The following is a 25,989-nucleotide window of genomic DNA, read 5'->3' as shown; positions in this document are numbered from 1 at the left end:
GATACGTGATGATCATGCTGAATAAAAAATTACGGCGGCACTATCGGATACAAAATGGCGTATTTGTTATCTTATTATTATTATTGGTCATAATACTTGGTTTTGTCGCAGTGCAATATCGTTTCCAATGGGATATCAGCCAGAATGGACGTAATAGTCTGAGTGAAACCAGTATTGAAATCCTACAAAAACTGCAAGCTCCGATCCGAGTTACGGCTTATGCAACTGAACAACATGCACAGTTAGGTGATATACGAAAAATTATTACTGATTTTGTTGCGCTTTATCAGAGGGTGAAACCGGATCTTTCTCTAACATTTGTTGATCCGGTCGAACAGCCTGTACTGACACAACAAGCTGATGTGAAGGTTAATGGTGAATTGGTTATCAAATATAACAAAAGGACTGAGCATCTTACTACTATTAATGAACAGGCATTCTCCAATGCTTTGATGCGCCTGGCACGAGCAGAAGATAAATTGATCGTTACACTGAGCGGTCATGGAGAGCGTCGATTGGAGGGGGATGCTAATTACGATTTAGGTGATTTTGGCAAATACCTTAGTACCAATGGCTTTAGTAATCAAACAACAAATCTTACGATTGAGCAGGATATTCCCAGGAATGCAAGCCTACTGTTGATTGCTTCACCTCAAACTGATTTGTTGCCGGGAGAGGTCGATAAGCTCCTGAATTATATTGACCAAGGTGGCAATTTGTTATGGCTGGTTGACCAGGAATCATTACGGGGATTATTGCCGTTAACGGAAAAATTACACTTAACGCTTACGCCCGGCGTTGTGATTGATCCACAAGCCGGACAACTTAAAGCACCAATTACATTTTCCATGGGTGCAATTTATGGGCGGCATGCAATAACGAATAATTTTAATTATATTACGGTATTTCCCTATGCGCGTCAGATTACAATAAATGAAAATGAAGATTGGAGCAGTGTTGCATTGGTTGAAGTAGCTCAACAAGGATGGATCGAAACCGGTGATCTGAATGGCAGCATTACGTTTGATCAAGCGACTGATGTGCCTGGTCCGGTTACTATAGCGGTTGCATTGACACGTAATATCAGGGATCGTGAACAACGCATTGTCGTTGTTGGCAGCGGGCACTTTCTAGCCAATACGTATTTGGGAAATGGCAGCAATCTGGATTTTGGCGTTAATCTGGTTAATTGGTTGACCGATGATGAAGAATTAATGGTGATACAGCCACGTGCAACGATAGATAGCAGCTTGATTTTGAGTGAATCTGAACTTACTTGGATTGCCATGGGGTTTCTCGTATTACTACCAACCTTTTTCTTGGCATGTGGTTTTTTTATTTGGTGGCATCGCAGAAGAATAACAAAATGACGCACCACTCCCGTTTAAATCTGATTATGCTTGTCACTATCGGCGGCTTAGCGATATTTCTCTACCTTAGACCACAACCTGCTGCGATTCAGCAATATTCAATTTCTACCACTACTGCTGATGCGATACAGAGCTTACGCATCCTGAATAAGCACCAAGAAATTGTTCTCAAGCAATCGAATAATCAATGGCATTTGATAGAGCCAGTACAAGTACGTGCTGATGAGGAAAAAATCGGAAAAATTCTGGAAATTTTAACGGCAAGTAGTTATCAGCGTCTTGCACTGGAAAATCTGGAGCGTTTTGGTCTGGATCAACCTTATCTTCAGTTGTATGTAGATAATGAATATTTTGGTTTTGGCGGGTTTTCACCGACAACCCATCAGCAATATCTTGCGACCAATGATTTTGCTTACTTGATTTCACCGCGTTATGCGCTAGCACTTCCGGTAGCTGCCATTGATCTGATTAATCCCGGATTGCTAGTGTCCGACGAAATTCCTGTCAGGTTTGAAATGGAGCGATGGACGGCAGAATTTCAAAATGACGGATGGCGTATGACCAAACATTATTCTGATGATGGGTTTGGCGATGAAATACTGACAAAATGGATTCAATTGTGGCAAACTGCCCGCGCTGAAGCACTGAAATTAGAGGATGAGCTTGATTCTGATTGGATCGAAGCGGGTGTTATTCGAATCAGCCTGCAAAGTGGAAAAGTAATAGGGTTTAAGATTCTACAAAATAAATATTCACTCGTGCTGTTGCGTATGGCAGAAGGGATTGGTTATCAGTTTCCGACTAAATTGGGACAGCGGTTGATTAACCCTCGTGCTATAGTGCTAAACCAATAAATTTCTGAACACTGATGCCGGAATTACCAGAAGTTGAGACAACAGGTCGGGGTATTGCTCCGCATTTGACTGGTCAAGTGATTGCAAACGTAATTATTCGTAATTCGAAGCTACGTTGGCCAATACCGGAAAATTTACCTGTATTATTGCCGGGGTTGACGATTCAAACAGTGATGCGTCGAGCTAAATATTTACTGCTGGACTGCGGTAAAGGAGTGCTGATTCTTCATTTGGGTATGTCAGGCAGTTTACGCGTTTTACTGCCGGAATTAATGCAATTTCCGGAATCCCCACGCAAGCATGATCATTTTGATTTAATTCTTAATAATCAAGCTGTACTCAGGCTGCATGATCCACGTCGCTTTGGTGCCGTGCTATGGCATGTAGGGAATATTGCGCAGCACCCGCTTTTGATGAACTTGGGTCCGGAACCGCTGACAGCGGATTTTAATGCGCAATATTTATTTAGAGAGACCAGGGGATTGCGAGCGTGTATCAAACAAACTCTGATGAATAGTCGTGTAGTAGTGGGTATTGGTAATATTTACGCAAATGAAGCTTTGTATTTGGCCGGAATCAATCCTAAAGTAATCGCTGGCAGAATCGGAATAGGGCGTTATGAAAAATTGGTTCAAGCGATCAAGCATACTTTGCGGTTGGCAATAGAAGCTGGAGGTAGCAGTTTGCGTGATTTTGTGCACAGTGACGGAACCCGAGGGTATTTTCAACAGCAATATTGGGTTTATGGACGTAGTGGTAAAGGATGCAAACAATGTTCAAATGTAATCAAGCAGATTAAGCAAGGCCAGCGTTCCAGTTTTTATTGTTCAGGTTGTCAACATTAAAGAAGATTACAACTCGAGTCGGGTTGTAAATCTTTTGCGAGAGTTATTTAACCAAATAAATTTCGGAAGCTTGCTTCCATCTTATTGGATTGAAGGAATTTTTTAATATGCAAGCTCTTTCGTTTTATTGATGAATCAATCAACTAATTACGATGTTATGAATATTACATTCATTGGTGGCGGTAATATGGCCTCTGCATTAATCAGTGGATTGTTGCAACAAGGTTTTGCAGCACAGCAATTGTATGTAGTCGAAATTAATGTAGAAAACTGCGAAAAGCTAAAGCTCGAATTTGGTATTCTGGCTACGAATGATCTTGCTGAGGGCGTCGCCAAGAGTGATGTTGTTTTATTATCTGTGAAACCTCAGCAATTACATGATTTGACTCAAGATCTTATGCCCTTGTTGAAGGATCAATTGTTAATATCGATTGCAGCCGGTATTCGTGTATCAGATATTATGCGTTGGCTGGGTGGTTATGAGAGAGTGGTGCGTGCCATGCCGAATACGCCCTCACTGGTGCGTTCAGGTGTTACTGGCCTTTATGCTGCTTCAAGTGTGAATGAATTGGATAGAAAAAATGCCGAATCGATTTTAGCTGCAGTGGGTTCGACACTGTGGGTGGTAGAAGAAGAAATGTTACATGCAGTGACTGCAATTTCCGGGAGTGGCCCCGCTTATATTTTTTATTTTATTGAATCCTTGCAGCAAGCAGGGATAGAATTAGGGCTAACACCGGTTCAAGCTAGGCAGCTCAGTTTGCAGACTTTCTTGGGTGCTGGTAAGTTAGCTAGTTTAAGTGAGGAAGATGTGATTACGTTGCGCGCTCGAGTAACTTCAAAAGGTGGCACTACCGAACGGGCGATTCAAGCTATGGAAAAAAGTGATATTAAGCATAAGATCATAGCCGCCATTCGTGCTGCAAGTGATCGCTCCCATGAAATGAGCGATGAGTTCGGTAGAAGATAAGGTTTAAGAAACCAATTGGCAATTGTTTAACAAGTCATTGAGAAGCGCTGTCTTTTTCTTTCCAAAAGATCGATATAAAGCAAAAGCAGGCGATAAGAAATAGTTTGTTTATTATTACTCTTCCTTATCTGTAGTGTCGTAACGCAACACAGATAGCTTTTCAAAGGTTTTGTTAATTATTATCGTTTTCTAGGAAATATCTATGTCAAATCAGATTCTGATTTTTCTTCTTGATACCATTTTTGGATTGTTTTCTTTAGCATTATTGCTGCGTTTTTATTTTCAATTATTGCGTGTTCCTTACTACAATCCGGTATCTCAGTTTTTGATCGCTGTGACTGATTTTATTGTAAGACCCGCACGTCGTTTTATTCCCGGCTGGGCAGGGATTGATTTATCTACACTGATGCTTGCCTGGTTACTGGAATGTATCGTCGTGACCATCATGTATGTGATGCAAGGTTATGACTTTGAAGCTAACATTATTACTTCATCGGGGGTAATTGGATTACTGGGTATTGTTGAGATTATCAAAACAACCCTTTATATTGTATTGTTGATGGTCATCGTGCAAGCTGTTCTGTCCTGGGTTAATCCTCACAGTCCGCTGGCGCCGTTGTTGGACAGTTTTACGCGCCCATTCCTCAGTGTTTTTCGTAACCATATTCCGCCTATTGCTAATGTAGATTTGTCGCCATTATTTGTGCTGATTTTAATTCAAGTGCTTTTAATGTTGATTGCGGGGGTACATATGGAAATTGCTGCAATGCTGTCATAGAAATGCCGTAAATGAGTTGGTATCGATATGATGGAACAAACAATCTTGTTCTGACACTGCATATTCAGACTGGCGCGAAAATTACTGAAGCAGTAGGCTTACTCAGAGGTGCTCTTAAAATAAGACTTGCAGCTGCGCCTGTGGAAGGTAAAGCAAACTCGACATTGATTAAATTTCTTGCAGTGCAGTTCGATGTGCCGATCGGACAAGTAAGATTGAAGCAGGGTGGCAAATCACGCCATAAAGTAATCGTGATCCATCGATCTGTGCATGATCCAAGAGTATTGTTTAATATAGGATAGGGATTATTAATGAATAACTCATCTGATAAAATACGATGGATTTGATTTTATGGCGTCACGCGGAAGCTGAGGAAGGTTTTCCCGATGCGGCTCGTAAGTTGACCACGGAAGGATTAAATCAGGCGAAGTGTATGTCGGATTGGCTTAAGTCTAAATTGCCGAAAGATACTAAAGTGATAGTAAGTCCAACGCAGCGTACACAGCAAACAGCAATGGCGCTATGCTCCGATTTTATAACGGAAGCTGCAATTGGCCCAGGTGCAAATGTACACGATACTCTTGCTGTGGCTGGCTGGCCTAATTTCCAGGGAGCAGTTGTAATTGTCGGTCATCAACCAACATTGAGGAATGTGGCCAGTTATCTGATTCCAACTATTCCTGCAGAGTTGCGTGTGAAAAAAGGGTCTGTTTGGTGGATTCGATATCAGAAAAATAAGAGTGGATTTGAACCAGTTCTGCATACTGTGATCTACCCTGAGATGTTATGAATAAATTGAAGTTAATATCGTACTTATTGACACTGTATATGCCTAGGATAATTCTGTTCAATAAACCCTACGGTGTGATTTGCCAATTCACACCAACAGATGGACATCGATCGCTGCAGGATTTCATTCCTTTCTCGGATTTTTATCCGGCGGGTAGATTGGATGCCGATAGCGAAGGTCTAGTGTTATTAACCGATAATGGCAAACTGCAGAATAAAATTTGCAGTCCAAAGTTTAAACTTCCTAAAACTTACTGGGTTCAAGTCGAAGGTAAACCAGATGATGTCGCACTCAATGCAATACGCCGCGGTATAGTTCTCAATGACTTTAAGACAAAATCTGCGCAGGTAAGCGTGATCGATGAACCCGGTTTTCTCTGGGCCAGAAAGCCGCCCATTCGTTTTCGCAAGAATATTCCGACTACTTGGTTGTCTCTGATTCTCAAGGAAGGAAAGAATCGTCAGGTAAGGCGAATGACTGCGGCGGTATTTTTTCCTACATTGCGATTAATTCGTTATGCAATTGGGTTGTATACACTGAGGGGTATGGCGTCAGGAGAATGGCGTATGCTTGCTGATTCTGATATAAGATAAGATGAGCGTTGCCAAATCTTTCTCTGAAATTTTTATGAAAATGAATTTCTGCTAAGAATCAGAGTGTAATGTCTTATTTGATTAGATTTGCTTGTGAATAGCAAGCTGAAAGGATTGATATTTTCTTTCAGATAAGTGATAGTGTAATATTTAAGCTGAGTGGCGATATGTGCGGAATAAAAAATAGGATATACAGTGGTTTTTTGATGTCAATGAATCGATTGAATTAAATATTGATGTATAGAGTGTAGTTTTTTATTGAATAGGCCTATGTTATGTTGTATCGGGTCTTTAACAGGATGATAACCATATGATTTATGATTTTCTTAATTTAATTTCTGGTGTGGTGGATATGCCGTGGTGGGGGTATATTGTTATTACCTTGATTTTTACGCATATTACAATCGCTGCTATTACAATTTACTTACATCGTCATTCGGCGCACAGAGCTTTGGAGTTGCATGCCATACCGAGTCATTTTTTTCGTTTTTGGCTCTGGTTGACGAGTGGAATGGTTACGAAGGAATGGACAGCAATTCATCGCAAACATCATGCAAAGTGTGAAACCAAGGATGATCCGCATAGTCCGGTTATTTTCGGTATCGAAAAAGTATTAGCGGAAGGTTCGGAGCTCTATAGAGCAGAAGCTAAAAATGCAGAGACTCTGAAGAGATATGGCTATGGTACTCCTGATGATTGGATGGAGCGTAATGTGTATAGTCGACATAGCGCCAAAGGTGTTGCGCTTATGCTGATTATTAATGTGGTTTTATTTGGTCCGATTGGGATTACTATATGGGCCGTTCAAATGCTGTGGGCTCCAGTTTTTGCTGCAGGTGTCATAAATGGTGTTGGTCATTACTGGGGATATCGCAATTTTCAAGCAGAAGACGCCAGCAAAAATATTGTTCCCTGGGGCATTTTGATTGGTGGGGAAGAGTTACATAATAATCATCATGCATATGCGACATCTGCACGCTTATCTAATAAGTGGTATGAGTTCGATATCGGTTGGATGTATATTCGAATTTTGGAAATGTTGGGGCTTGCAAAAGTCAAAAAGATTGCCCCTAAATTACGTATTGATCAAGCGAAAACTCAATGTGACTCAGATACCTTGCAAGCTGTTATTTCTCATCGGTATGAAGTTCTTGCAAAGTATACGAAATCATTAAAAGCAATTTTTGCAAAGGAAATGATCCATTTGAAAGAAGCAGCCGCTCACTATGGAGTGGATAGCTCTACTTTAAAGCGCTGGGTTCTGGCCGATTCTAAAACCTTGCAAGATCATGAGCGCGAGAAACTGACCCAAGTGCTTAGTAATGCTAAAACTCTCGATAAAGTCTATACTATGAGGGAGGAGTTAGCTCAGATATGGCAACGATCTACTGCAACAACGGAAGAATTGGTTAAGCAATTGGAAGATTGGTGCCGACGTGCAGAGGAGAGTGGCATTGAAGTATTGAGAGTATTCTCTCAGCGATTACGGTGTTATGCTTAATGTCTTGAATAATAATAAAAAAAGCCCGCATATGCGGGCTTTTTTTATTATTATTTGAGCTTTGTTTCTTTATATAAGACGTGCTTACGTACAACAGGATCAAATTTCATAAATTCCATTTTCTCTGGCTTAGCCCGCTTATTTTTAGTAGTTGTATAAAAATGTCCCGTTCCAGCTGTGGATTCAAGTTTTACTTTCTCACGCATAACGATGATAACTCCTTGGTTAATCTTATTGGCAGATTTCTAAATGTTTTTTCCTTCTGATCGCATTTTAGCCAATACTGCATCAATACCATTCTTATCGATAGTACGCAGTGCTGCATTAGTTAATCGCAGCTTAATCCAGCGACTCTCACTCTCAACCCAGAATTTTCGGTGTTGCAGATTAGGTAAAAAACGTCTTTTAGTTTTATTGTTTGCGTGAGAAACATTGTGACCAGACATTGGCTTTTTGCCCGTTACTTCACATACTCGTGCCATATAGCGCACTCCAGAATTCTTGAAAAGTGGGATTATATCCTGATTTGGGGTATTTGCTCAAATTAAATCATGCTCGGCAAATGAAAGAGCAGTACCGTTACCTATAATAAAGTGATCTAACACTTTAACATCTACTAGAGACAATGCTTGCTTTAAAGATTGGGTTAATACTTTATCGGCATGACTAGGTTCGGCAATTCCCGAAGGATGATTATGCGCAAAGATAATCGCAGCTGCATTATGATATAAGGCGCGCTTGATAATTTCCCTGGGATAAACGCTTGCTTGTGTCAATGTTCCACTAAATAACTCTTCTGTAGCGATGGCATGATTCTTTGCGTCAAGGAAAATACCAATAAATACTTCGTGTTGTTTATTTGCCAAGCTCAGTCGTAGAAAATCTCGAACCAGTTTAGGTGAATTCATGGCATTACCGCACCTTAGCTCTTCATCTAAGGTGCGGCGAGCCATTTCTAATACCGCTTGCAATTGTGCATATTTAGCAATACCCATTCCGGGAAGTTGACAAAAATTTGACTGACTGGCTGCAAATACATTGGTTAAGCTACCAAAATGTAAAAGTAATTCTCTTGCAAGATCTACAGCACTTTTACCGCTAATGCCGGTACGTAAGAATATAGCCAATAGTTCTGTATCGGAAAGTGTTGAAGCACCTTTCTGTAACAGTTTTTCACGTGGTCGTTCAGATATCGGCCAATTTGTAATTGCCATAAGCTATGATGTGGTACACAGTGATGTAAAATAAGACTAGTGGTTGTTACTGGCGTTGATTAGTGAAGCTAGCGTGATTAATCATTATTAAGAGAATACGGCATTAGTGAGATCAAATTGAGCCGAAGGAATGTTTAAGTATGTATTTTAGGTAAGTTATCGTATTACAAAATTAAATTTATTCGAGATATCATTTGTAATGAAAATAGGAGCATCGACTGTATCAAAGAAGCGTTTGCTGTTGGGGGTAACCGGCGGTGTGGCCGCTTACAAAATAGCGGAATTGGCGCGCCTTTTAACTCAGCATGGAATTGATGTACAGACAATAATGACCGAAGCAGCATGTCGTTTTATGGGCCCGGCAACTTTCCAGTCATTGACTGGAAATTCTGTTTACACTGATTTGTGGAAAACCAATGCTGCGCATAATATGGCGCATATTGATCTATCCCGCAGCGCCGACATGATTTTAGTGGCTCCAGCCAGCGCAAATTTTATAGGTAAGCTTGCCAATGGATTGGCAGATGATCTGCTATCGGTATTATGCATAGCACGTGATTGTCCGCTCATGATAGCACCGGCAATGAATCGTCAAATGTGGGAGAGTCCTGCAACACGGCGTAATTTGTCATTGTTACGCCAGGATGAGGTGAAAATAATTGGTCCAGCCTGTGGCGAACAAGCTTGTGGTGAAATAGGGATGGGGCGCATGGCAGAAGTAAGTGTGCTGGTAGAAGCGGTGCAAATTGCTTTCCAAGCTGGTACATTATTACAGGGTAAAAATATTTTGGTGACAGCCGGACCGACTTATGAAGCGATTGATGCTGTCCGAGGAATTACCAACAATAGTTCCGGAAAAATGGGATATGCTGTTGCTAAAGCTGCATTAGAAATGGGCGCAAAAATTACTCTGATTTCCGGGCCAACATGTTTATCACCGCCTACAGTTGACAAGTTTATTTCAGTAGTAAGTGCGGAAGAAATGTTGCATGCGGTGCAAGCAGAAGTATCGCAAGCTGATATTTTTATCAGTGTCGCTGCTGTCGCTGATTACCGTGCCGCAAGCATCAAGGAACAAAAACTAAAAAAATTACCTGCCAATCTGTTGATTGAATTAACCCCTAATCCGGATATTCTGATGACAGTATCTACATTACCCAATCCGCCTTTTTGTGTTGGTTTTGCAGCGGAAACAGAAAATCTCGAGAAGAATGCAGCAGCGAAAAGAAATAAGAAAAAATTACCTTTGCTAGTTGCCAATCTGGCTCAGGATGCGATTGGTTCCGATGAGAATGAGCTAATTTTGCTGGATGACGAAGGCAAACATGTTCTTCCCAAAGCAGCAAAAATTGAACAAGCGCGGCATCTGATGATGCATATTCACTCACTGTATAGCAAACTTAAGAAAAATGATGAAAAGAATTGATATCAAAATTCTCGATGATCGTTTAAATGAACAATTTCCAGCATATGCGACGCCGGGTTCAGCCGGTTTGGATTTGCGTGCGTGTATTGAACACCCAATGACGATCAATCCAGGGGAAACTAGCCTCATTCCAGCCGGTATTGCAATACATTTAGCGGATACTGGATTGGCGGCGTTGATACTGCCACGCTCAGGATTAGGCCATAAGCATGGGATTGTATTAGGAAATTTAGTAGGTTTGATTGATTCAGACTTTCAAGGGCAAATTTTGGTTTCTTGCTGGAATCGTAGCCCAGCAGCTTTCTACCTTAATCCATTAGAGCGAATTGCTCAACTTGTTGTGGTTCCTGTGATTCAAGTAGCGTTTAACCGAGTAGAAAGTTTTGACTACAGCCACCGTGGTGAAGATGGGTTTGGCAGTACAGGGAAGCATTGATAAACTATTTTTGATCTTATCGAAACATACAATTATGTAGTTTTTTCTGAAAATTGGTTACATATGGCACAAAATAATATTTGTGATTGCACAGAATAGAAAAAGCTCGTTAACTGGTTAAGTGTAGTAGTCGCGACTCGATCTGACAATTACCCGATTTGACGATGTGCCTGTTAGATCAAGTTCAGTTATTCAATGCAGTGATTTTATCGTCCCATACCTCCTTTGCGTCAATTAAAGTTTGCATTGGCGTGCGCCCACAGTACATCTTGCCCTGATGAGTACGCGCGCTGTTGTAATACACTACCCATTCATCCAGATCATATTGTAACTCCTCAATGGACTGGCCTTGCGCCGGAATGCCACCTGGTAGAACTCCTTTCAGTGCCAGATAGAGCCGGTAATCGTGATTCTCCGGCTTGCCACAATATTCGGTACCGCGGTCAGTCAGGATGCGGATGCCCCCATGCCATGCTCGGCGAAGAACGGTAGCCACCCGGTCATTTAGCAAATCAGCCGCTGTGATCGGTGTCTTGGTGGTATACAGCTTGGTGGCAGCCAACTTGGAATAGGTGTCGACGAAAGTCTGCTGATAAATCCGCCCCACGCTCTTGATAGTACCGACGTAGAAGATATCCTGACTACCGAGATACCCGGGATGAGCGGTCTCGATTTCACCATGGGCAACATCATCTTCTTGTTTCTTCTTCAGCGCCTGCACCTGCGCCTCGGTCAGTACCACCCCAGTCTCGGCGATATGCTTTTCCAATGCGGATAGAGGCTTTTTGAACGACTCCAAATTCTGGCGCAGCCACACCGAACGGACACCGAATGGAGAAACGAAGATTCCGTGTTTGCACAGTTCGTGGGAAACCCGAACTTGACTAAAAGCAGGCTGCTCCAGGGCAAAAGCTGTAACAGCTGCCTCTCCGTCGCCTCTTCGACGCGGTTCTTGATGTTGGGGGCTTGCGTCGGTTAGCATCAACCAGGGCATCAACGCCACCTATTTCCACGGCAGCCTGCCTGCTAGGGATAGAAAGTACACGAGAAAAAACCATATCACCTTGCAAGTACGCGATACATTGCCAAGCTCGGCTGCCAGATTAAGCAAACCAATCTTGTATTTGATGACTTTCAATGACTTTCTGTTGAACACTACTCATGGGATTACTCCTTTGGGCTTTCGCGCTGGGTTGATAAAGTTTCGCATCTCTATACCGGGTAATCCCACCTTTTGGCAAGACTCTGCTGTCAAATCAAGTCTGAACTACTACAGGTTAAGAATCTTAATGAAAGCGCGGTAGCATTCCCCTGATTCCACGCATCATTTTTGCCATCCCCCCTTTATTCATCATTTTCATCATTTTCCTGGCTTGTTCAAATTGTGCTAGCAAGCGATTAACCTCTTGCACGGATACGCCTGCACCTGCGGCTATTCGGCGTTTTCTTGAGGCTTTCAGAATTTCCGGTTTCGCACGTTCTTGTTTGGTCATGGAATTAATAATGCCTTCTGTCCGGTTAATTATTTTATCGTCCACTTTTACGTTTTGCGCCGCCTGACTAAATTGAGCTGGTAATTTATCCATCAAGGCACTCATTCCACCCATATTGCGCATCTGCTGAAACTGTGCTTTGAAATCATCTAGGTCAAATGCTTTACCCGATTTCATTTTCTTTATCAATTTCTCAGCTTCTTGCTGATCGGCGCTACGCTGAGCCTCCTCGATCAAACCGAGCACGTCACCCATACCTAGAATGCGGGATGCCATTCGATCAGGATGAAAGGCTTCCAGGCCCGTCAATTTTTCTGCAATGCCGGCAAATTTGATCGGTTTTCCCGTAATATGTTTGACAGACAATGCAGCCCCGCCACGTGCATCACCGTCAAGCTTGGTGAGAATGACGCCGGTTAATGGCAATGCGTCAGAAAATGCTTTGGCAGTATTCACCGCATCCTGCCCCTGCATTGCATCAACAACAAACAAGGTTTCAATGGGCCGCAAAAGTGCTTCAAGTTCGCTGATTTCCTGCATCATGGCTTCATCAATACCTAACCGGCCCGCGGTATCAACAATCATAACTTCATGATGATGCCTGCGTGCATAATCCAATGCAGCGGCGCCAATTTCACCGGGTTTCTGTCCTTCTTCAACAGGAAAAAAATCAGCACCGACTTGATTGGCTAGAAGTTCCAGTTGATGAATTGCAGCTGGACGATAAATATCACAGGAAACCAGCAATACTTTCTTCTTTTTGTTTTCCATCAGCCACTTGGCCAGTTTCCCGCTGCTAGTAGTCTTGCCGGCACCTTGCAATCCTGCCATGAGAATAACTGCAGGCGGGACTGTGGCAAGATTAAGATCAGCCTTTTCTCCACCTATGATGGCAATTAATTCTTGATGAACCACTCCAACTAGAGCCTGTCCTGGAGTGAGGCTAGTCATCACTTCATGACCAATAGCTTTTTCTTTGACGCGTGCGATGAAATCTTTGACTACTGGTAAAGCCACATCCGCTTCCAGTAATGCTAAGCGAACTTCTCGCAAAGCATCCTGGATATTATTCTCAGACAGTCTTGTTTCACCGCGTAATGTCTTAATAACTCCGCTGAGTCGATGAGTCAGATTGTCAAACATATTTAAGCCTCATAAATCAATAATTAGAGAACAAAATAATAATCCATCTTAATAAATATCAGGATCAGGTCTTTGAATTTGCTAAAGTGCCATGTAGACTAAACAATTATTTCGGCATATCAAATTTGAACTATCAATGATCAGCATTTTAACTTATCTCGCGGCTTTTTTGCTTTATATACTGATTGGTTGGTTTTTTTTGGCGAAGTACATGGGGTCAAACTGCATCCAGAACGAACGATCATGTATTGGTGAAAGTTACATGGGGGCATTATGCGATGATTGTTCCGTTGCTACTGCATGCCCAAATACTTTATCAATCCATGTTTGTTGGTTCAGGACTTAGTTTTGGCTTGAGCAATGCAATCTCATCCATTGTTTGGTTGACGGCTTTCATTTATTGGTTCTCAGGATTTTTTAAACGCTTACAAGGATTGCAGACTTTAGTTGCGCCAGTAGCAGGAGCTGCGGCGATAGCGGTATTGCTGCCATTGTTTTTCCCATCTTTGCGTCCGCTTGAGAATACTGAATTGCCTGCCTTCAAAGCGCACTTGCTGGTTGCAATGATGGCTTATAGTTTGTTGACAATAGCGGCGTTACACGCATTGTTAATGACAGTAGTCGAACGCCAATTACACCATCCCGCATCACGTTCAGTATTTCCCAATTTGCCACCGTTGCTGGCAATGGAAAAATTGCTGTTTCATATTATCTGGGTTGGGTTTATCTTACTCACGTTGACACTTATGAGCGGTATCGTATTTTCGCAGGAAGTGTTTGGCCAATCGCTGACGTTTTCTCATAAAACCCTATTTGGCTTTATCTCCTGGGGAGTTTTTGCAGCATTATTGATAGGTAGACAGTTCTATGGGTGGCGAGGGCGTATTGCAATTCGCTGGACATTAATCGGATTCATTATATTATTACTAGCCTATATCGGCAGTAAATTTGTGCTGGAAATCATATTGAATCGCTACTAGGTTAGGGTTAGTTAAATTACTTCTATCTTTGGAAAAATCCGAGAAACTTAGCTTTGCAGTCTGATATGACATGAAATTTCAACCAAGGCCGGAATCTAAAACATCGACAGACATAGAATATTTATTGTTTTTAAAAGAGTTACTGTAAATATTACTGCATTGTATATTCTCTTGATCTCTGTATTCTTGGATTTGCTGTAATACGCTAAACTTTCAGAATACATCTAATCCAATTTGCCGTTGAATTGCTTTAGACGGCTTCTTTGAGCGGATGGGAAAAGTGATGAAACATCGAGCTATAACGAAGTAGGTATGAATAGCTGCGGAAGCCAAAGCAAAGAGTAATTCTTTACCTTTTGTGTCATGTCGTACACCACTGTGCTGGCAGTTGATATGGTCGAATTAATAACGGGTGTTTCAATCCACGCGCCCACGCGGGGCGCGACCCAAAGTGCGACCCCATTTCACTCATAGATGTATTGTTTCAATCCACGCGCCCACGCGGGGCGCGACGAATAACCTTCATCTCATCAAATTTTAGGTGTGTTTCAATCCACGCGCCCACGCGGGGCGCGACCATTGAGCTATAAAATGAGCGATACGAAGAGGTGTTTCAATCCACGCGCCCACGCGGGGCGCGACTCATACCCACCCCTTGAACCCAAGTTAACAGCAGTTTCAATCCACGCGCCCACGCGGGGCGCGACGAACCAGCAGGACTCAACCAAGGATCGCCAATGTTTCAATCCACGCGCCCACGCGGGGCGCGACTCGCGGTAAGTCAGCTGCGCGAAAGCCATGCAAAGTTAGTTTCAATCCACGCGCCCACGCGGGGCGCGACAGCGTATGCTTAATTGATTGAAATCATTGGCTAAAAAACCAATAAATTGCGAATCAATGAAAGCATTTGCGAAAAGTATTATAAATTATTTACTGCTGAAATAAAAAATAAGAAAAATCATTATCTTAATGGATGCAAAAATATTGATGCTTTTATGCTCGCTTAGGATTCGCATTACAGTAATATCAAGCCATTTAAATCTAATACTGTTTTAGCGCCAATATGTTCAACACGCCGTTCCCAGTTATTTCCCAGGTAGTAAAATCTTAAGCTATCGAATTCTTCATCAATAGCATCGATTAGTTCATTTTTTAGCTTTGTCCATTGTGCCATATCAACCTCTATTTCGAATACTGAATACTGTACTCGTTGGCCGTAGTTTAGGCATAATTTTGCAATCCTTCGTAAACGTTTTGGCCCGGTATCGGTTTTAAAGCTGACATCGTAAGTCACTAAAATCATCATCTGAGAACCTCTAAATTATTTCCACAGAAAAGGCACATAGCTGTCACAGTCGCCCCGCAAGAAACGCGCTAAAATTTGAGCTTGTAACCAAGGCAATAAGCCGATCGGAACCGTTTCTTCAAACCACGGATGAAATAAATTATCTTGCTTACGGTCTTGCCAAGCCGCCAACAATGTCTTTCGAGGTTCATCTTTTAGTGTCATCGATCCGTTGGGCCAAGTTTCAAAATCCTTAGACACCACCTGCCGCTTGTTAATTAGTGAGAGCACAAACCGATCAACCATAGGCCTAAATTCTTCTGCCATATCTAAAGCTAATGACGGTCTGCCGCTACGTAGTTGATGCAAAAATCCACTAGCCGGATCTAATCCGGTCGTTTCCAGGGCAGAACGACAATCATGGGTGAGCAAGGTGTAGAAAAACGACAGTAAAGCATTCACGGGATCAGTTGGCGGTCGGCGTCGGCGGGAGTCAAACTCGAAATCAGCTTGTCGTATTAAATGGTTAAACACGCCAAAATACACCTGCGCCGCCTCACCTTCCCGCCCCATCAGGGTATCGATAGTTTTACAATCGGTAAGTTGTGTTAAACAGCGGGTCAAGCGTTTCTCAGCGACTTGTAAATCAATAAGTATTTTTTCATCGTTAATTTTTTCACTGTGATCACGCAAATATCTTCTAATCACATAGCGCTGGTTATACAATTTCCCGGTTAGCATGGTTTGGGCAATAGCAACACTCTTTTCCACATTGTGCCCGGTAATGTGCTGTGTTCGGCGTAACAGCACATTACCGCTTGCGGGGCCTTCAACGCGAGCTAGATATTTTCCGAACATATTTAAAAAAGTAATGGTTATGCCATTTTCTGCACAATGTGCCATCAAGTAAGGCGAAATAGTTACTTGCCCAAAACACACTAAACCCTGTAATTTATGAATAGGTACACGTGCTTTGGTTTCCTTATCCACTTTTAAAACCAAATTTTCATTATCTTTATGCAACCAGGCGTTTTGTGTTTGAACATAAATAACGTTTCGTAATGGGCGCATGTTTAATCCTTTTTTAGCTGTGCTGCTAACCAGGCAGATGCCGATTTGCCAAAATCTTTGGGATGGCATTGATCGATTAGCGAGCAACCGTTACATTTTCTTGCTTGGTAGATTGCATGAGGAGTAATGTTGGTTTGTACGATGTCTCGGCAGGCTATGATGGTTTGTAGCGTTAAATTGCGTAGTTCAGCATCAAAAATTACCGGGTGCCGCCGACGTACTTCGCCATAAAACAATGCGCCTTCCGGTATTGCAACACCGTGCATTTCTTCCAAACAAAGTGCTTGTGCGCACAATTGCACCTCATCGGCGCGATGCGCTTTGGGTTTGCCACGTTTGTATTCGATGGGGAAGGGGATTTCTGTACCGTCTGCTTGTTGATGGTATTCCACCACATCGGCTACGCCTTCGATGCGTAGTTCTGCGTTAGCCAAGCGCAACGCTCGCGCGGTACGCACCGCACCGCGTTTTTGCTGATCAGCCTGATTTACGCGTTGATGCAATACCTGACCTTCTGCCGTAAATTGGTTTTCTATCCAGATATTTTCCAGTTCAATTAAAGCGAATTGACGCGAGCAATATAGATAATGCTGCAAGCGTGATAGGTAGATGGGTTCTAGTGCCACCTGCTTAATCATGCCGTAGTAGCTCGAACACAATACCTTCTATTTTAGGTATATTCATCATAAAGGTTCTGAATGAAATCAGCTTGGCCCAGTTGCTGCTGACTTGCGGGCACCACAGGATTTACGAATTTATTAGCATGCTTTTTGTTGAAGAAACTCATAGAAATCGAGCAGCGCCTGCTGGACGCTGGCGGGTAGCGTGGATAAATCAAGCGTCGGCATAATATCTCTCTCAAAATTTTTCGTCTATGGTGACATCTGTAAGATTGGCTTTGTCAACGCTGATTTTATAATCACTAAAACTCGACGCGGGCGTATCGGTGTCACCATGAATACGTTCAACTTTTACGCGGTCGAATAATACATGCGCCGGAACATTACCCAAAGCATCATTATGTTTAAAGACGACCAATTTACGCGCCGCCATTTCGCCACGAGCGGCAGAGCGGTCATGTTCAAACATTAAACTCAGGGCTTGCCAGAGTTTTTCCAGATCGGTTTCCGAAAAGCCGGTTTTTTCCGCCAGCTTAGCGGAAATAAAACCATGCACACGATACAAGCCATAAGGCACAATGTGCTTGCGCCCCATCGTTCGGTTTCCGCCCGACTGCTCCTCAGATTCCTTTTCAGTAGTTACCGCCATGCGGGTGATGGATATTTCCAACGGGATGATCGGGTCTATCGATTTGGCGAATGCCAGTTGGATCGGGCCGCGAACTTGGCCAGCCCGTTTAACAATTTTGCTCTTTTTTTCGCCATCTTCATCTTCTGAATCTGAGCTTGACCCTGTGCTCATAACCGCCCCAAACGTTCGGACATCATAAAAGTTTTCACACATCCAATCTTGGGCAATATCTTCATAATGTCTGTCAGGTTGAGGCGTTTTTTCCTCAGCTTTTTTCTTTTTGTCCTTTTTATCTTTTTGATACTGATCCCACAATTCAAGGTTTTTACGAACCGACTCGCTTTCCCTATAAGCCCGTTCAATTTGATGGTTTAAGATTGCTTTTTCTTGTATGAATAGCTGATAACCCGGTTCGTTTGAATGCGTAAGCTCAATGAAATTGCGTATTTTTCGCTTTAAGCAGACATCGGTAACCAAGCCCTTACTTGATTCGGGGTCTAATCGCGGCATGTTGCCCGCATCGGGATCACCATTGGGATTGCCGTTGCTTACGTCAAATAAATAAACAAATTCGTAGCGGTTTTGAATAGTCATTATGGTTGTCCTTAATTGTTTGTTGATTCATTAGATTCATCGGCGACGGCATCGGTCTTTTTGCTGCTTTCAAAATAGCTTTGCTTTTGGTGGTAATAACCAATAGCAAAGCGCCCTTGTTCTTCGACAGATAAATGCCGTGGAAAGCTGTTTTCTATACCGGCAATAATTTCAGCTAAATCCTTTTTCAGGTTGACCGCATAGCCAGGTTTGTCCTTGCGCAACTTCGTCAGGTGATTCTGACTGCCTGACAACAAGCGAGGAAATACCGAAAAAGGTACGGTCGAAGCCGTGCCGTAATATTTATCGGTTACCGTGCTATTCAAGTCGCGTCCTAATGCCGCTTCCTGAATTCGTTCTATGGCGGCAAAAAGCCTTCCCAAACGGTAGGCGATATGAGTGATGTTTAAATCTAAACTCATTGGTACTTCCTCCTGTATTAATCCTTTACGAAAATCACGTTGAATAATGGCTTTTATCATCGCTACCCGAATACCGCTAATATCGCCATCCGAGCGGATTCTTTGAATCAGTTGCGCCAACAACATACGCGGATAGGACTGCCCGGTAATAATGGCGCGCATTAATTCGCCTGCTAACTGGGGCGGCACGTGCTTATATTCTGGTTTCTTAATACTGCCGTCGGCATTTTTTCTATGAGCTACTGTTTGTATTAGTAAACGCCAAATAGAGGGCGGCTCACGCCAGGGTAGTGGATTTATGAGTAAATCATGATAATGCTCGCAAATGTTGTTTGCCAGATAACCAAATGTAGTGTCTAACCAATAACGTATTGAGAGCCTTGCAACATTGGGTGTTAAACCCAAAACAAAAAATCGGGTTTCAGGGTTAATGTTAGGGGCAAATTCATTTAATGGTCTTCCTTGGGCTATCTTGATTAGTAATGGTGCAATTTGTGTCGTTTCTTGACCGTCATCAACAGATGGTGGAATCAGCAAATTTGCAAACACTAATTCTTCTTCATGCGCAATATCTCCATCACTGGCTACCGCCCAAAAAACGGTGCTGCTGTCTCCAACAGATAAGCAATTACCTTGGCTATGATCCTTATCGATTTTTCGACGTAATAAATAATTCAATGCAGTTGTGTAAGCAAAAGTAGCCCATTCTGAAACAGGTGCATTTCCACCTTTCTCTTTACCAAACGATGTAAATGATTCCTTGTTGAAAGAAACTATAGAACAACCACCAGATTGACCACCGTAGTCTGTTAAATAACCACCTTTAATCGATGGATGCAAACGCGCAATTGGAAGACTCTCCCCTGTTAGCAAACATTGTCCGTTAACGGCAATCTCTTCAGGAGCTACCATTCTTGCCCATAGATTTTTTGCAGCAGTTCCTTGATGTAAAAACTGAGTTTCGCCATCCAGTTTAAAAACCAAATTGGTATCGATCATCTCAGTTGAGCATGGTGGTTGGTTAAAATGTTCAGGGTGCCAATTTTGCAAAAAAACTTTTAAGGCTTTTAGCCCGGCATCGTCGACATCCCCCAGTGCAGCAAGATGCAGTTGCTTGAAAGCATCGAAATTTTTTTCTGCAACAATCCAGGGATTCTGTTGAGCTGTGGCCTTATCTTTATTACCTTCAACCCCTAGAACATAAGCTGTTTTATCCCATAAAAAATTCGATTTGATGCCAAAAGTTCTTTTTTCAGGGCGAGGGACACTGACCAGTTTGGGCTGCGGCTTTTTCCCACTGGTATCCATATGATTTTGTACATCAAGCAATTGACCGTCACGCGACAACACCAATACGTAACTGATTTTTTCATCGCTAAACCCGTAAGACGGCACACGCGCCAAACCGGTAATAGCATCAGGCATATCCGCCAGCCGTTGGTAATATTGCGCTAGGGAACTCAATATCATGCTTTTACCTCATCGCTATAAAAGTCTGGTACGGTGATTACGCCGCTTTTAAGTTCGGCTTTGAAAAAACGCGGCATCATTTCGTTGGCGAAATCAATATCGTGCAGCATCCAACCCAAATCACGGTTAAGTTGTTCCGGCGTCAACTCCGACTCCGGCAAAGATTCTTCCGGTTCTATCAACGAAAAATAAGCCGGGAACTCGCGAACGCCCATGCAAGGCTGTTGGAAACATTGGCCTTTCCGCGCACGGCGATTGAATATATCCAGATGCTTGCCTTTGTTATCTTCTTCGCTAGCTAAGTCAGTCAATTCAAAATGAGCTTCGATAATGTAAGCGACATTGCGCAATACCGTTGAAGCGCGTTGCTGGCGTTCTTTGGAATCGTCCGCGACAAGATATAAATCCTGGGTGCTTTGATTCCGCATGGCGGTTTTGATTTTATTCGCAGAAATTTTACTGCCGACTTCGTTGCGCCGGATCGACTCAAAACGCACCGGTCTCAAAACGTGAATTTTGTCGATAACCCAGCGAATCGCCGGTTTCCAGTGAATTGCGTCAAGAATACCTCGTGCCGCCGAGGGCGTGATGACATCGTAAGATACACGCTCCACCTTCATTTCAGGCCGGGTAAAACACGCGTAATCGCCCCAGATATGCAATTTTATGCCGTAAGCCATGATGATTAACCTTACTCCGATTTAAATTATTGTTTTCTCAGCTTCCATGAAAACTGGGTTGTCCCAACTAAGACCGGCCCCTTCATCGTAAAGATCGAGATCTGTTAAACGCCAAAACTGATCGCCGAACTTCTCAGGTTTTATGGGTTTGATAGCGCCAGCTTTTAACAGCTCTTTAAAACCATGTTCTGGCATTTGCACCAAATAAACCTGCAACTGGCGGGCGATGCTGCTTGCATTTTCAGCAAACTCCAAATCCCGCAACAGTCTTTCCGCTTTGTCGTCAAATTCAATGATTACTGGCTTGAGCATGGTTTCTATCATGCGGAAGTCGCGGGCGATATTCTGAAAAGGAAAACTCAATTGCCGACAGTGATTGTTATGCGTCTCCAGAATTTTCTTCTTGTCCAACTCATCGCCTTTAGACCAGTACACAGCATTAAAATAGCTTGTTAAAGCACCGGGTGATAGCAAGCTCCTGTTATGGTTACGCATTACTTCTCGCATATTGCCGGCCAGTTGCTCCAGTTCTGGTGGCGCACGCCAATCAGGGCTTTGAAATATCAAGACTTTACTGTCTTTACGCTCGCGCTTGCCTTCACGGTTACAACGTCCTGCGGCTTGGGCAATGGAGTCCAACCCGGCCTCGGCGCGAAGTACACACGGAAAATCAACATCAACGCCCGCCTCAATCAGAGAAGTTGAAACCAAACGACAGGGTTTTCCCTGTAACAAGTCTTCCCGCACTTTTTCCAAAATTTGTGAGCGATGTTTGGCGCACATCAGGGTCGTAAGATGAGCGCCCCCTCCAGCTCCAATTTTTTCATGCTGTCATACAAACTACGGGCATGGCGGCGATTGTTGACGATGATGAGTACCTGTTCTTTTTCCTGTAAATGGGTCAGCAGTTGCTCGTCAGTTTGCTCTCCGATGTTTTTTACCGTTACTCGTTCAAGTTCGGTAAATAAAGCGAGCGGATCAGGTGAAATTTCATGGACATCTTCAAAACCATTGATGAAACCCTCTGCTTTTTTTAACGCAGGTTGCGTCGCGGTACATAAAACAATGCTGCATTGGTAATTCAATGCCAGTTCATCGATCGCCGCCATGATTGGCCGCAGCAATTTAAGTGGCAAGGTTTGGGCTTCATCGAGAATAATCACGCTACCGGCAATATTGTGCAGCTTGCGGCATTGCGAGGGCCGGTCGCCAAACAGGGATTCAAAGAATTGCACGGCGGTAGTAACAATAACAGGCGCATTCCAACTTTCCATTGCTAGTTTCAAGGTGTCTCGGGCATCGTTATTTGGCAGTTTGGTATCGTCAAAAGCGCTGTGATGCTCTACGACCGCATCGGCCAAGTCGTCAAACGCTTCGCGGAAGACTTTGGCGTTTTGCTCAATAATGCTGGTAAACGGAATGACGTAAATTATCCGCCGCAATTGATGGGCAATGGCATGGTCCAATGCAAAGGCCATCGATGTATAAGTTTTTCCGCCTCCGGTTGGTACGGTGAGAGAAAACAGACCAAGACGTAATTCCGCTTGTTTGCGGCTGTGGTCAAGTATGCGTTGCCGGAGTTGATTAATGCTTTTCGGCGGCTGGGTTGCCAAGTTCTGCTGAATTTTTTCTAATTTTGTATTGAACCGCTCGCGCAAAGCCGACAGTGGCGGATAGTTTGATTCAGCATTTCCTTTTCCTTCTAGTCTACGGTAATAGTTGTTGGTGTCCTTTCTGTCAGCATCAACCAAGCATGAAAAAATCATGCGCGTAAAAAAAACCAATTGAAAACCGGGCCAAATTTTATGGTATGTTAATTCCGGCATTGTTAATTGCTCCGGCAGTTTTATTTCCTGCTGCCATATCGGATCAAGATGGGGAATGTCTTTGCCGGGCTCAAGCTTTAAACGAACATCCAGATTTGAACGTTGTTCTCCCTCATCAATCCCATTTGCCAAACCGGCATGATGTCCTGCGATGCAATAAGCAAGCAATTTACCCATTAACTGCCAACGTGCTGCTGCTACCTGTGCACCAGCAGTGGCGTGATCCACTCTGATTTTCCCTCCTTGCAATCGCCGCTGAAACTCAGGGCAATATTTGCCAAGATCATGAAGTAAACCAGCATATTTAGCTAATTCTTTAGCTCCAAACCAATGAGCGTTCTGCTCAGCCATTTCGCTTACTTTGCTTAAATGAGCAAGTAAGGTTTGGCCATCTGATAAATCTTCAAGTTTACCTGAGTGGGCATAATAAACAGTTTGATTCGATTGCTGTGTTGACATTATATGTATTGGTTTAATCCACTAACAGATTGAATGTAGTTTTGAAAAAAGGTACTGTATTTACCAAAATCGTGTAACAGTCCTATCGATTCGTCTGCTTTGGCAACAATAATTTTACGATGTCGACATAGGTTTTGTGGTTTTGATTGCCAGGTCAGCTTTGATTGTGTGTCGGGCCATTACAGTAACTCCCAAGTGAAAAGAAGTGCTTCACAAAAGCAAAACAGTAACAAGATGAGTTACTGCATATTTGACTGGATTGTAAAGGATATTACTGAAATCTATCGCACATAAAAAACACGTAAATCGTTTGCTTATTCGTGTTTAGTGAGCTTGTCGGACTATATGAGTTTGGTAGGCTTGTGTTACTGTATAAAACCATCTGTGGTGCAGAAAATCGGAAGTTCTTCGAACTAACTTTTTAATATTTTAGAAGAATGGGAGTCCGTTTTACGAGGGTTTAGTGGAGATACCTTTATGGATATGCCTAAGCTCTGAATCTTTCAAAAATTTATTTCATTTATTGCATTCTTTTGATATATTCATATTTGTTATATATGAATATATTGGGAGTTTTAATCAAAAATGGCAACGACAAGTTTGAGTTTAGGCGAGCATTGGGAAATATTTATTAAAAATGAGATCGCAAGCGGACGGTATGGCTCGGCGAGTGAAGTCGTTCGCGAGGCATTACGTGGAATGGAAGAGCGCAAAAGCAAGCTGGAAGCTCTTCGCATATATTTAAAAGAAGGTGTGGAACAAGCTGAGCGTGGTGAATTCGTAAAAGATTATTCTATTGATAAGATTATTGAGGAGTTGGATGCAAAGGAATGACATTCACCATCAAAATTACTCCACGTGCACAACAAGACCTCAAAAATATTGGGCGTTATACGTTACAAAAATGGGGTAAAAAGAAACGAGATAGCTATTTGCGCGATCTTGACCGATGTTTCAGGTGGCTAGCTGGAAATCCTAAAATAGGTAAACACAGGATTGATATCGAAGAAGGCTACTACTGTTATTTGCAAGGATCACATTTGATATTCTACACAATTGGTGAGAGCTGTATTCACATCATCGGCATACCGCACCAAGCTATGGGTGTATTAAACTACTTTGATCCAGATTAGCTTTTCATATAAAAATAGCCTGCGAGAACCGAACCAATAATTTCATTATTTTTCAACTTGCGATTCCCCGTGGTCTTGCCACGGGGATCTAATTAGGCTTTAGAATGATGGGATGCGAGATGTCGTAGAGAAGGCGAGCCACTGTGGGTGGCAGATACATTATCACATTGTATTTCCTGTGAAATACAGACGGGGACTGTTAGATGACGCAGTTGTAAAAATCATTATGATGACTGCGAAAGCGATAGAAGATCGATACGACATTGAGTTTGAGCAGATAGGTTGCGACGAAGACCACGTACATATACTTTGTACGGCACATCCGAAAATTGCACCGGGTCAGATTGTTAGGGTGTTCAAAAGCATAACAGCGCGGGAATTGTTTAAGTGGAAGCCGGATTTGAAACGAGATCTGTGGGGTGGTGAGTTTTGGACGGATGGCTATTATGTTGCAACTGTAGGGGAAAGAGCGGATTGGGGTGTGGTTGAGCGGTATGTAAAGAATCAAGGCAAACCAAAAGAAGAACTGCGTCAACTTGAGCTTTTCTAATACCCCGTGGTCTTGCCACGGGGTCGTTTATTATGTTGCCTAAAACGGTTCTTCTTTCCCAAAAATATTAAGAAAATAATCGAATTGGAACAATAGCTTAATGGATGGTGCCCGGGGCCGGAATCGAACCGGCACGGGCGTTTTAGGCCCGAGGGATTTTAAGTCCCTTGTGTCTACCAATTTCACCACCCGGGCGATAGAATTTTTAGATCGATTTTTTGTGGAGGCGGGGGTCGGAATCGAACCGGCGTAGACGGCTTTGCAGGCCGCTGCATGACCACTCTGCCACCCCGCCATTATTACATGATTTTCAGCATGATGTGAGTCTTACGGGAAAAACCTGCATCACAGGTTATTCGATTTCCGGCAATAAAAACACCTTACATGTACCATTCTCATTAGATAATGGAGCGGGAAACGAGGCTCGAACTCGCGACCCCAACCTTGGCAAGGTTGTGCTCTACCACTGAGCTATTCCCGCATTTTGAAGCTACTGTATGATTTGAATCACTTCAGAAACAAAGGGTGGATTATAGAGATGCTGCGCGTTTTGTCAAGAAAATGCAGGCGATCGGAATGGACAATCAATTGTTTATTATTTGTCAATAATACCAAGCCTGGTGCCTGTGTAGAATTGATAGACCGGTATTTGTTCATTAAGATGCTGTTTTTCGTGATTAGAGGCACCGGAATTTTTACCGGGCAATACAAGAAGTTCAGTAGGCATGATACTGTGGCAGACTCCAGGAGCTTACTTTCCGCTAAGAAATCATAATCGCAAGAATTTATTTTTTGCTGGATGTGGATTCCGAAACAGAAATAATGTTTATTGATGAAGCATTTATTATTTATTAT

Annotated in this window: 28 protein-coding genes, 3 tRNA genes, 1 pseudogene and 1 CRISPR repeat array; of the genes and pseudogenes, 15 read left to right on the top strand and 17 right to left on the bottom strand. The window is 42.8% G+C overall.

Annotation, left to right across the window (positions count from 1 at the left end; all coding sequences use genetic code 11):
* Positions 1-8 precede the first annotated feature (8 nt).
* The 9 genes from ATY38_RS13555 (at position 9) to ATY38_RS13515 (ending at position 7,701) form a co-directional block, all read left to right on the top strand.
* Positions 9-1,370, top strand: coding sequence for a GldG family protein (locus tag ATY38_RS13555; RefSeq protein WP_062559754.1), 1,362 nt, complete (start codon positions 9-11; stop codon positions 1,368-1,370).
* Positions 1,367-2,224, top strand: coding sequence for a DUF4340 domain-containing protein (locus tag ATY38_RS13550; protein ID WP_062559753.1), 858 nt, complete (start codon positions 1,367-1,369; stop codon positions 2,222-2,224). Before ATY38_RS13555 ends, ATY38_RS13550 begins: the two co-directional genes overlap by 4 nt.
* A gap of 14 nt (positions 2,225-2,238) precedes the next feature.
* Positions 2,239-3,069 carry a bifunctional DNA-formamidopyrimidine glycosylase/DNA-(apurinic or apyrimidinic site) lyase gene (gene mutM / locus ATY38_RS13545; protein WP_062559752.1) on the top strand — a complete coding sequence of 277 codons (831 nt, stop codon included), beginning with the start codon at positions 2,239-2,241 and terminating at the stop codon, positions 3,067-3,069.
* Positions 3,070-3,226: 157 nt separating this feature from the next.
* Positions 3,227-4,039: a pyrroline-5-carboxylate reductase gene (gene proC / locus ATY38_RS13540; RefSeq protein WP_062560223.1), complete on the top strand. Its 813-nt coding sequence runs from the start codon at positions 3,227-3,229 to the stop codon at positions 4,037-4,039.
* A 202-nt stretch (positions 4,040-4,241) separates the two neighbouring features.
* Entirely contained in the window at positions 4,242-4,817 is a 576-nt protein-coding gene (locus tag ATY38_RS13535) for a YggT family protein (RefSeq protein WP_062559751.1), read from the top strand.
* A gap of 11 nt (positions 4,818-4,828) precedes the next feature.
* Entirely contained in the window at positions 4,829-5,119 is a 291-nt protein-coding gene (locus ATY38_RS13530) for a DUF167 domain-containing protein (protein ID WP_062559750.1), read from the top strand.
* Between the two features lie 35 nt (positions 5,120-5,154).
* Positions 5,155-5,607 carry a SixA phosphatase family protein gene (locus ATY38_RS13525; protein ID WP_062559749.1) on the top strand — a complete coding sequence of 151 codons (453 nt, stop codon included), beginning with the start codon at positions 5,155-5,157 and terminating at the stop codon, positions 5,605-5,607.
* 38 nt (positions 5,608-5,645) lie between these two features.
* A complete protein-coding gene (locus ATY38_RS13520) occupies positions 5,646-6,200 on the top strand; it encodes a pseudouridine synthase (RefSeq protein WP_062560222.1) in 555 nt (184 codons plus the stop codon).
* Positions 6,201-6,510: 310 nt separating this feature from the next.
* Positions 6,511-7,701 carry a DesA family fatty acid desaturase gene (locus tag ATY38_RS13515; RefSeq protein ID WP_062559748.1) on the top strand — a complete coding sequence of 397 codons (1,191 nt, stop codon included), beginning with the start codon at positions 6,511-6,513 and terminating at the stop codon, positions 7,699-7,701.
* A 50-nt stretch (positions 7,702-7,751) separates the two neighbouring features.
* Here ATY38_RS13515 and rpmG read toward each other — a convergent pair whose 3' ends face one another.
* From rpmG to radC, 3 genes are read right to left on the bottom strand one after another with little or no spacing between them, the layout of a single operon-like run.
* Positions 7,752-7,907, bottom strand: a complete 156-nt coding sequence (gene rpmG, locus ATY38_RS13510; RefSeq protein WP_062559747.1) for a 50S ribosomal protein L33 — start codon at positions 7,905-7,907, stop codon at positions 7,752-7,754.
* 39 nt (positions 7,908-7,946) lie between these two features.
* Complete coding sequence (rpmB, locus tag ATY38_RS13505; protein ID WP_062559746.1) at positions 7,947-8,183, bottom strand: 50S ribosomal protein L28; 237 nt, start codon at positions 8,181-8,183, stop codon at positions 7,947-7,949.
* A gap of 57 nt (positions 8,184-8,240) precedes the next feature.
* On the bottom strand, positions 8,241-8,915 hold the full coding sequence (radC, locus tag ATY38_RS13500) for a RadC family protein (protein WP_062559745.1): 675 nt from the start codon (positions 8,913-8,915) through the stop codon (positions 8,241-8,243).
* A 199-nt stretch (positions 8,916-9,114) separates the two neighbouring features.
* Between radC and coaBC the strand changes: the two genes are divergently transcribed.
* Both coaBC and dut read left to right on the top strand, forming a co-directional pair.
* Positions 9,115-10,341 (top strand): bifunctional phosphopantothenoylcysteine decarboxylase/phosphopantothenate--cysteine ligase CoaBC, encoded by a 1,227-nt coding sequence (coaBC, locus tag ATY38_RS13495; protein WP_062559744.1) that lies wholly within the window; start codon positions 9,115-9,117, stop codon positions 10,339-10,341.
* Positions 10,328-10,777: a dUTP diphosphatase gene (dut, locus tag ATY38_RS13490; RefSeq protein ID WP_062559743.1), complete on the top strand. Its 450-nt coding sequence runs from the start codon at positions 10,328-10,330 to the stop codon at positions 10,775-10,777. The genes coaBC and dut overlap by 14 nt, the downstream gene beginning before the upstream one ends.
* Positions 10,778-10,961: 184 nt before the next feature.
* Here dut and ATY38_RS13485 read toward each other — a convergent pair.
* A pseudogene (locus ATY38_RS13485) lies at positions 10,962-11,915 on the bottom strand (transposase family protein).
* A gap of 148 nt (positions 11,916-12,063) precedes the next feature.
* Positions 12,064-13,413 (bottom strand): signal recognition particle protein, encoded by a 1,350-nt coding sequence (ffh, locus tag ATY38_RS13480; RefSeq protein ID WP_062559742.1) that lies wholly within the window; start codon positions 13,411-13,413, stop codon positions 12,064-12,066.
* A 251-nt stretch (positions 13,414-13,664) separates the two neighbouring features.
* Here ffh and ATY38_RS13475 point away from each other — a divergent pair, with 251 nt between their 5' ends.
* Positions 13,665-14,393: a cytochrome C assembly family protein gene (locus ATY38_RS13475; protein WP_335337914.1), complete on the top strand. Its 729-nt coding sequence runs from the start codon at positions 13,665-13,667 to the stop codon at positions 14,391-14,393.
* 414 nt (positions 14,394-14,807) lie between these two features.
* Positions 14,808-15,234: a CRISPR direct-repeat array (repeat unit 32 nt; unit sequence GTTTCAATCCACGCGCCCACGCGGGGCGCGAC).
* 174 nt (positions 15,235-15,408) lie between these two features.
* On the opposite strand, the gene cas2 is transcribed toward ATY38_RS13475, so the two are convergent.
* The 8 genes from cas2 to ATY38_RS13440 form a co-directional block, all read right to left on the bottom strand.
* Positions 15,409-15,699, bottom strand: a complete 291-nt coding sequence (gene cas2 / locus ATY38_RS13470) for a CRISPR-associated endonuclease Cas2 (protein WP_062559741.1) — start codon at positions 15,697-15,699, stop codon at positions 15,409-15,411.
* Positions 15,700-15,714: 15 nt separating this feature from the next.
* A complete protein-coding gene (gene cas1c / locus ATY38_RS13465) occupies positions 15,715-16,749 on the bottom strand; it encodes a type I-C CRISPR-associated endonuclease Cas1c (protein WP_062559740.1) in 1,035 nt (344 codons plus the stop codon).
* Between the two features lie 2 nt (positions 16,750-16,751).
* Positions 16,752-17,387, bottom strand: coding sequence for a CRISPR-associated protein Cas4 (gene cas4 / locus ATY38_RS13460; protein WP_062559739.1), 636 nt, complete (start codon positions 17,385-17,387; stop codon positions 16,752-16,754).
* Between the two features lie 220 nt (positions 17,388-17,607).
* Positions 17,608-18,594 (bottom strand): type I-C CRISPR-associated protein Cas7/Csd2, encoded by a 987-nt coding sequence (gene cas7c, locus ATY38_RS13455; RefSeq protein WP_062559738.1) that lies wholly within the window; start codon positions 18,592-18,594, stop codon positions 17,608-17,610.
* Positions 18,595-18,605: 11 nt separating this feature from the next.
* Positions 18,606-20,486: a type I-C CRISPR-associated protein Cas8c/Csd1 gene (cas8c, locus tag ATY38_RS13450; RefSeq protein ID WP_062559737.1), complete on the bottom strand. Its 1,881-nt coding sequence runs from the start codon at positions 20,484-20,486 to the stop codon at positions 18,606-18,608.
* Positions 20,483-21,166, bottom strand: coding sequence for a type I-C CRISPR-associated protein Cas5c (cas5c, locus tag ATY38_RS13445; RefSeq protein WP_062559736.1), 684 nt, complete (start codon positions 21,164-21,166; stop codon positions 20,483-20,485). The genes cas8c and cas5c overlap by 4 nt, the downstream gene beginning before the upstream one ends.
* Before the next feature lie 21 nt (positions 21,167-21,187).
* Entirely contained in the window at positions 21,188-21,949 is a 762-nt protein-coding gene (locus tag ATY38_RS16700; protein WP_235590307.1) for a hypothetical protein, read from the bottom strand.
* Positions 21,949-23,451: a CRISPR-associated endonuclease Cas3'' gene (locus tag ATY38_RS13440; RefSeq protein ID WP_235590305.1), complete on the bottom strand. Its 1,503-nt coding sequence runs from the start codon at positions 23,449-23,451 to the stop codon at positions 21,949-21,951. The genes ATY38_RS16700 and ATY38_RS13440 overlap by 1 nt, the downstream gene beginning before the upstream one ends.
* A 585-nt stretch (positions 23,452-24,036) precedes the next feature.
* Here ATY38_RS13440 and ATY38_RS13435 point away from each other — a divergent pair.
* The 3 genes from ATY38_RS13435 to tnpA all read left to right on the top strand — a co-directional run bounded on the left by ATY38_RS13435 (position 24,037) and on the right by tnpA (position 25,134).
* Positions 24,037-24,285 (top strand): type II toxin-antitoxin system ParD family antitoxin, encoded by a 249-nt coding sequence (locus tag ATY38_RS13435; protein ID WP_062559735.1) that lies wholly within the window; start codon positions 24,037-24,039, stop codon positions 24,283-24,285.
* On the top strand, positions 24,282-24,584 hold the full coding sequence (locus tag ATY38_RS13430; RefSeq protein WP_062559734.1) for a type II toxin-antitoxin system RelE/ParE family toxin: 303 nt from the start codon (positions 24,282-24,284) through the stop codon (positions 24,582-24,584). The genes ATY38_RS13435 and ATY38_RS13430 overlap by 4 nt, the downstream gene beginning before the upstream one ends.
* A 112-nt stretch (positions 24,585-24,696) precedes the next feature.
* Positions 24,697-25,134, top strand: coding sequence for an IS200/IS605 family transposase (gene tnpA / locus ATY38_RS13425; protein WP_062559212.1), 438 nt, complete (start codon positions 24,697-24,699; stop codon positions 25,132-25,134).
* Between the two features lie 105 nt (positions 25,135-25,239).
* On the opposite strand, the gene ATY38_RS13420 is transcribed toward tnpA, so the two are convergent.
* From ATY38_RS13420 to ATY38_RS16855, 4 genes are all read right to left on the bottom strand, one after another.
* Positions 25,240-25,329 (bottom strand) — tRNA-Leu (locus tag ATY38_RS13420).
* 26 nt (positions 25,330-25,355) lie between these two features.
* Positions 25,356-25,429, bottom strand: a tRNA-Cys gene (locus tag ATY38_RS13415).
* Between the two features lie 111 nt (positions 25,430-25,540).
* Positions 25,541-25,615, bottom strand: a tRNA-Gly gene (locus tag ATY38_RS13410).
* A gap of 114 nt (positions 25,616-25,729) precedes the next feature.
* Positions 25,730-25,861 (bottom strand): hypothetical protein, encoded by a 132-nt coding sequence (locus ATY38_RS16855; protein ID WP_255252001.1) that lies wholly within the window; start codon positions 25,859-25,861, stop codon positions 25,730-25,732.
* Positions 25,862-25,989: the final 128 nt, after the last annotated feature.

The organism is Nitrosomonas ureae, assembly GCF_001455205.1.
Lineage (GTDB): Bacteria > Pseudomonadota > Gammaproteobacteria > Burkholderiales > Nitrosomonadaceae > Nitrosomonas > Nitrosomonas ureae.
The sequence above is the reverse complement of the archived record's forward strand: the minus strand, read 5'-3'. Positions and strand labels throughout refer to the sequence as shown.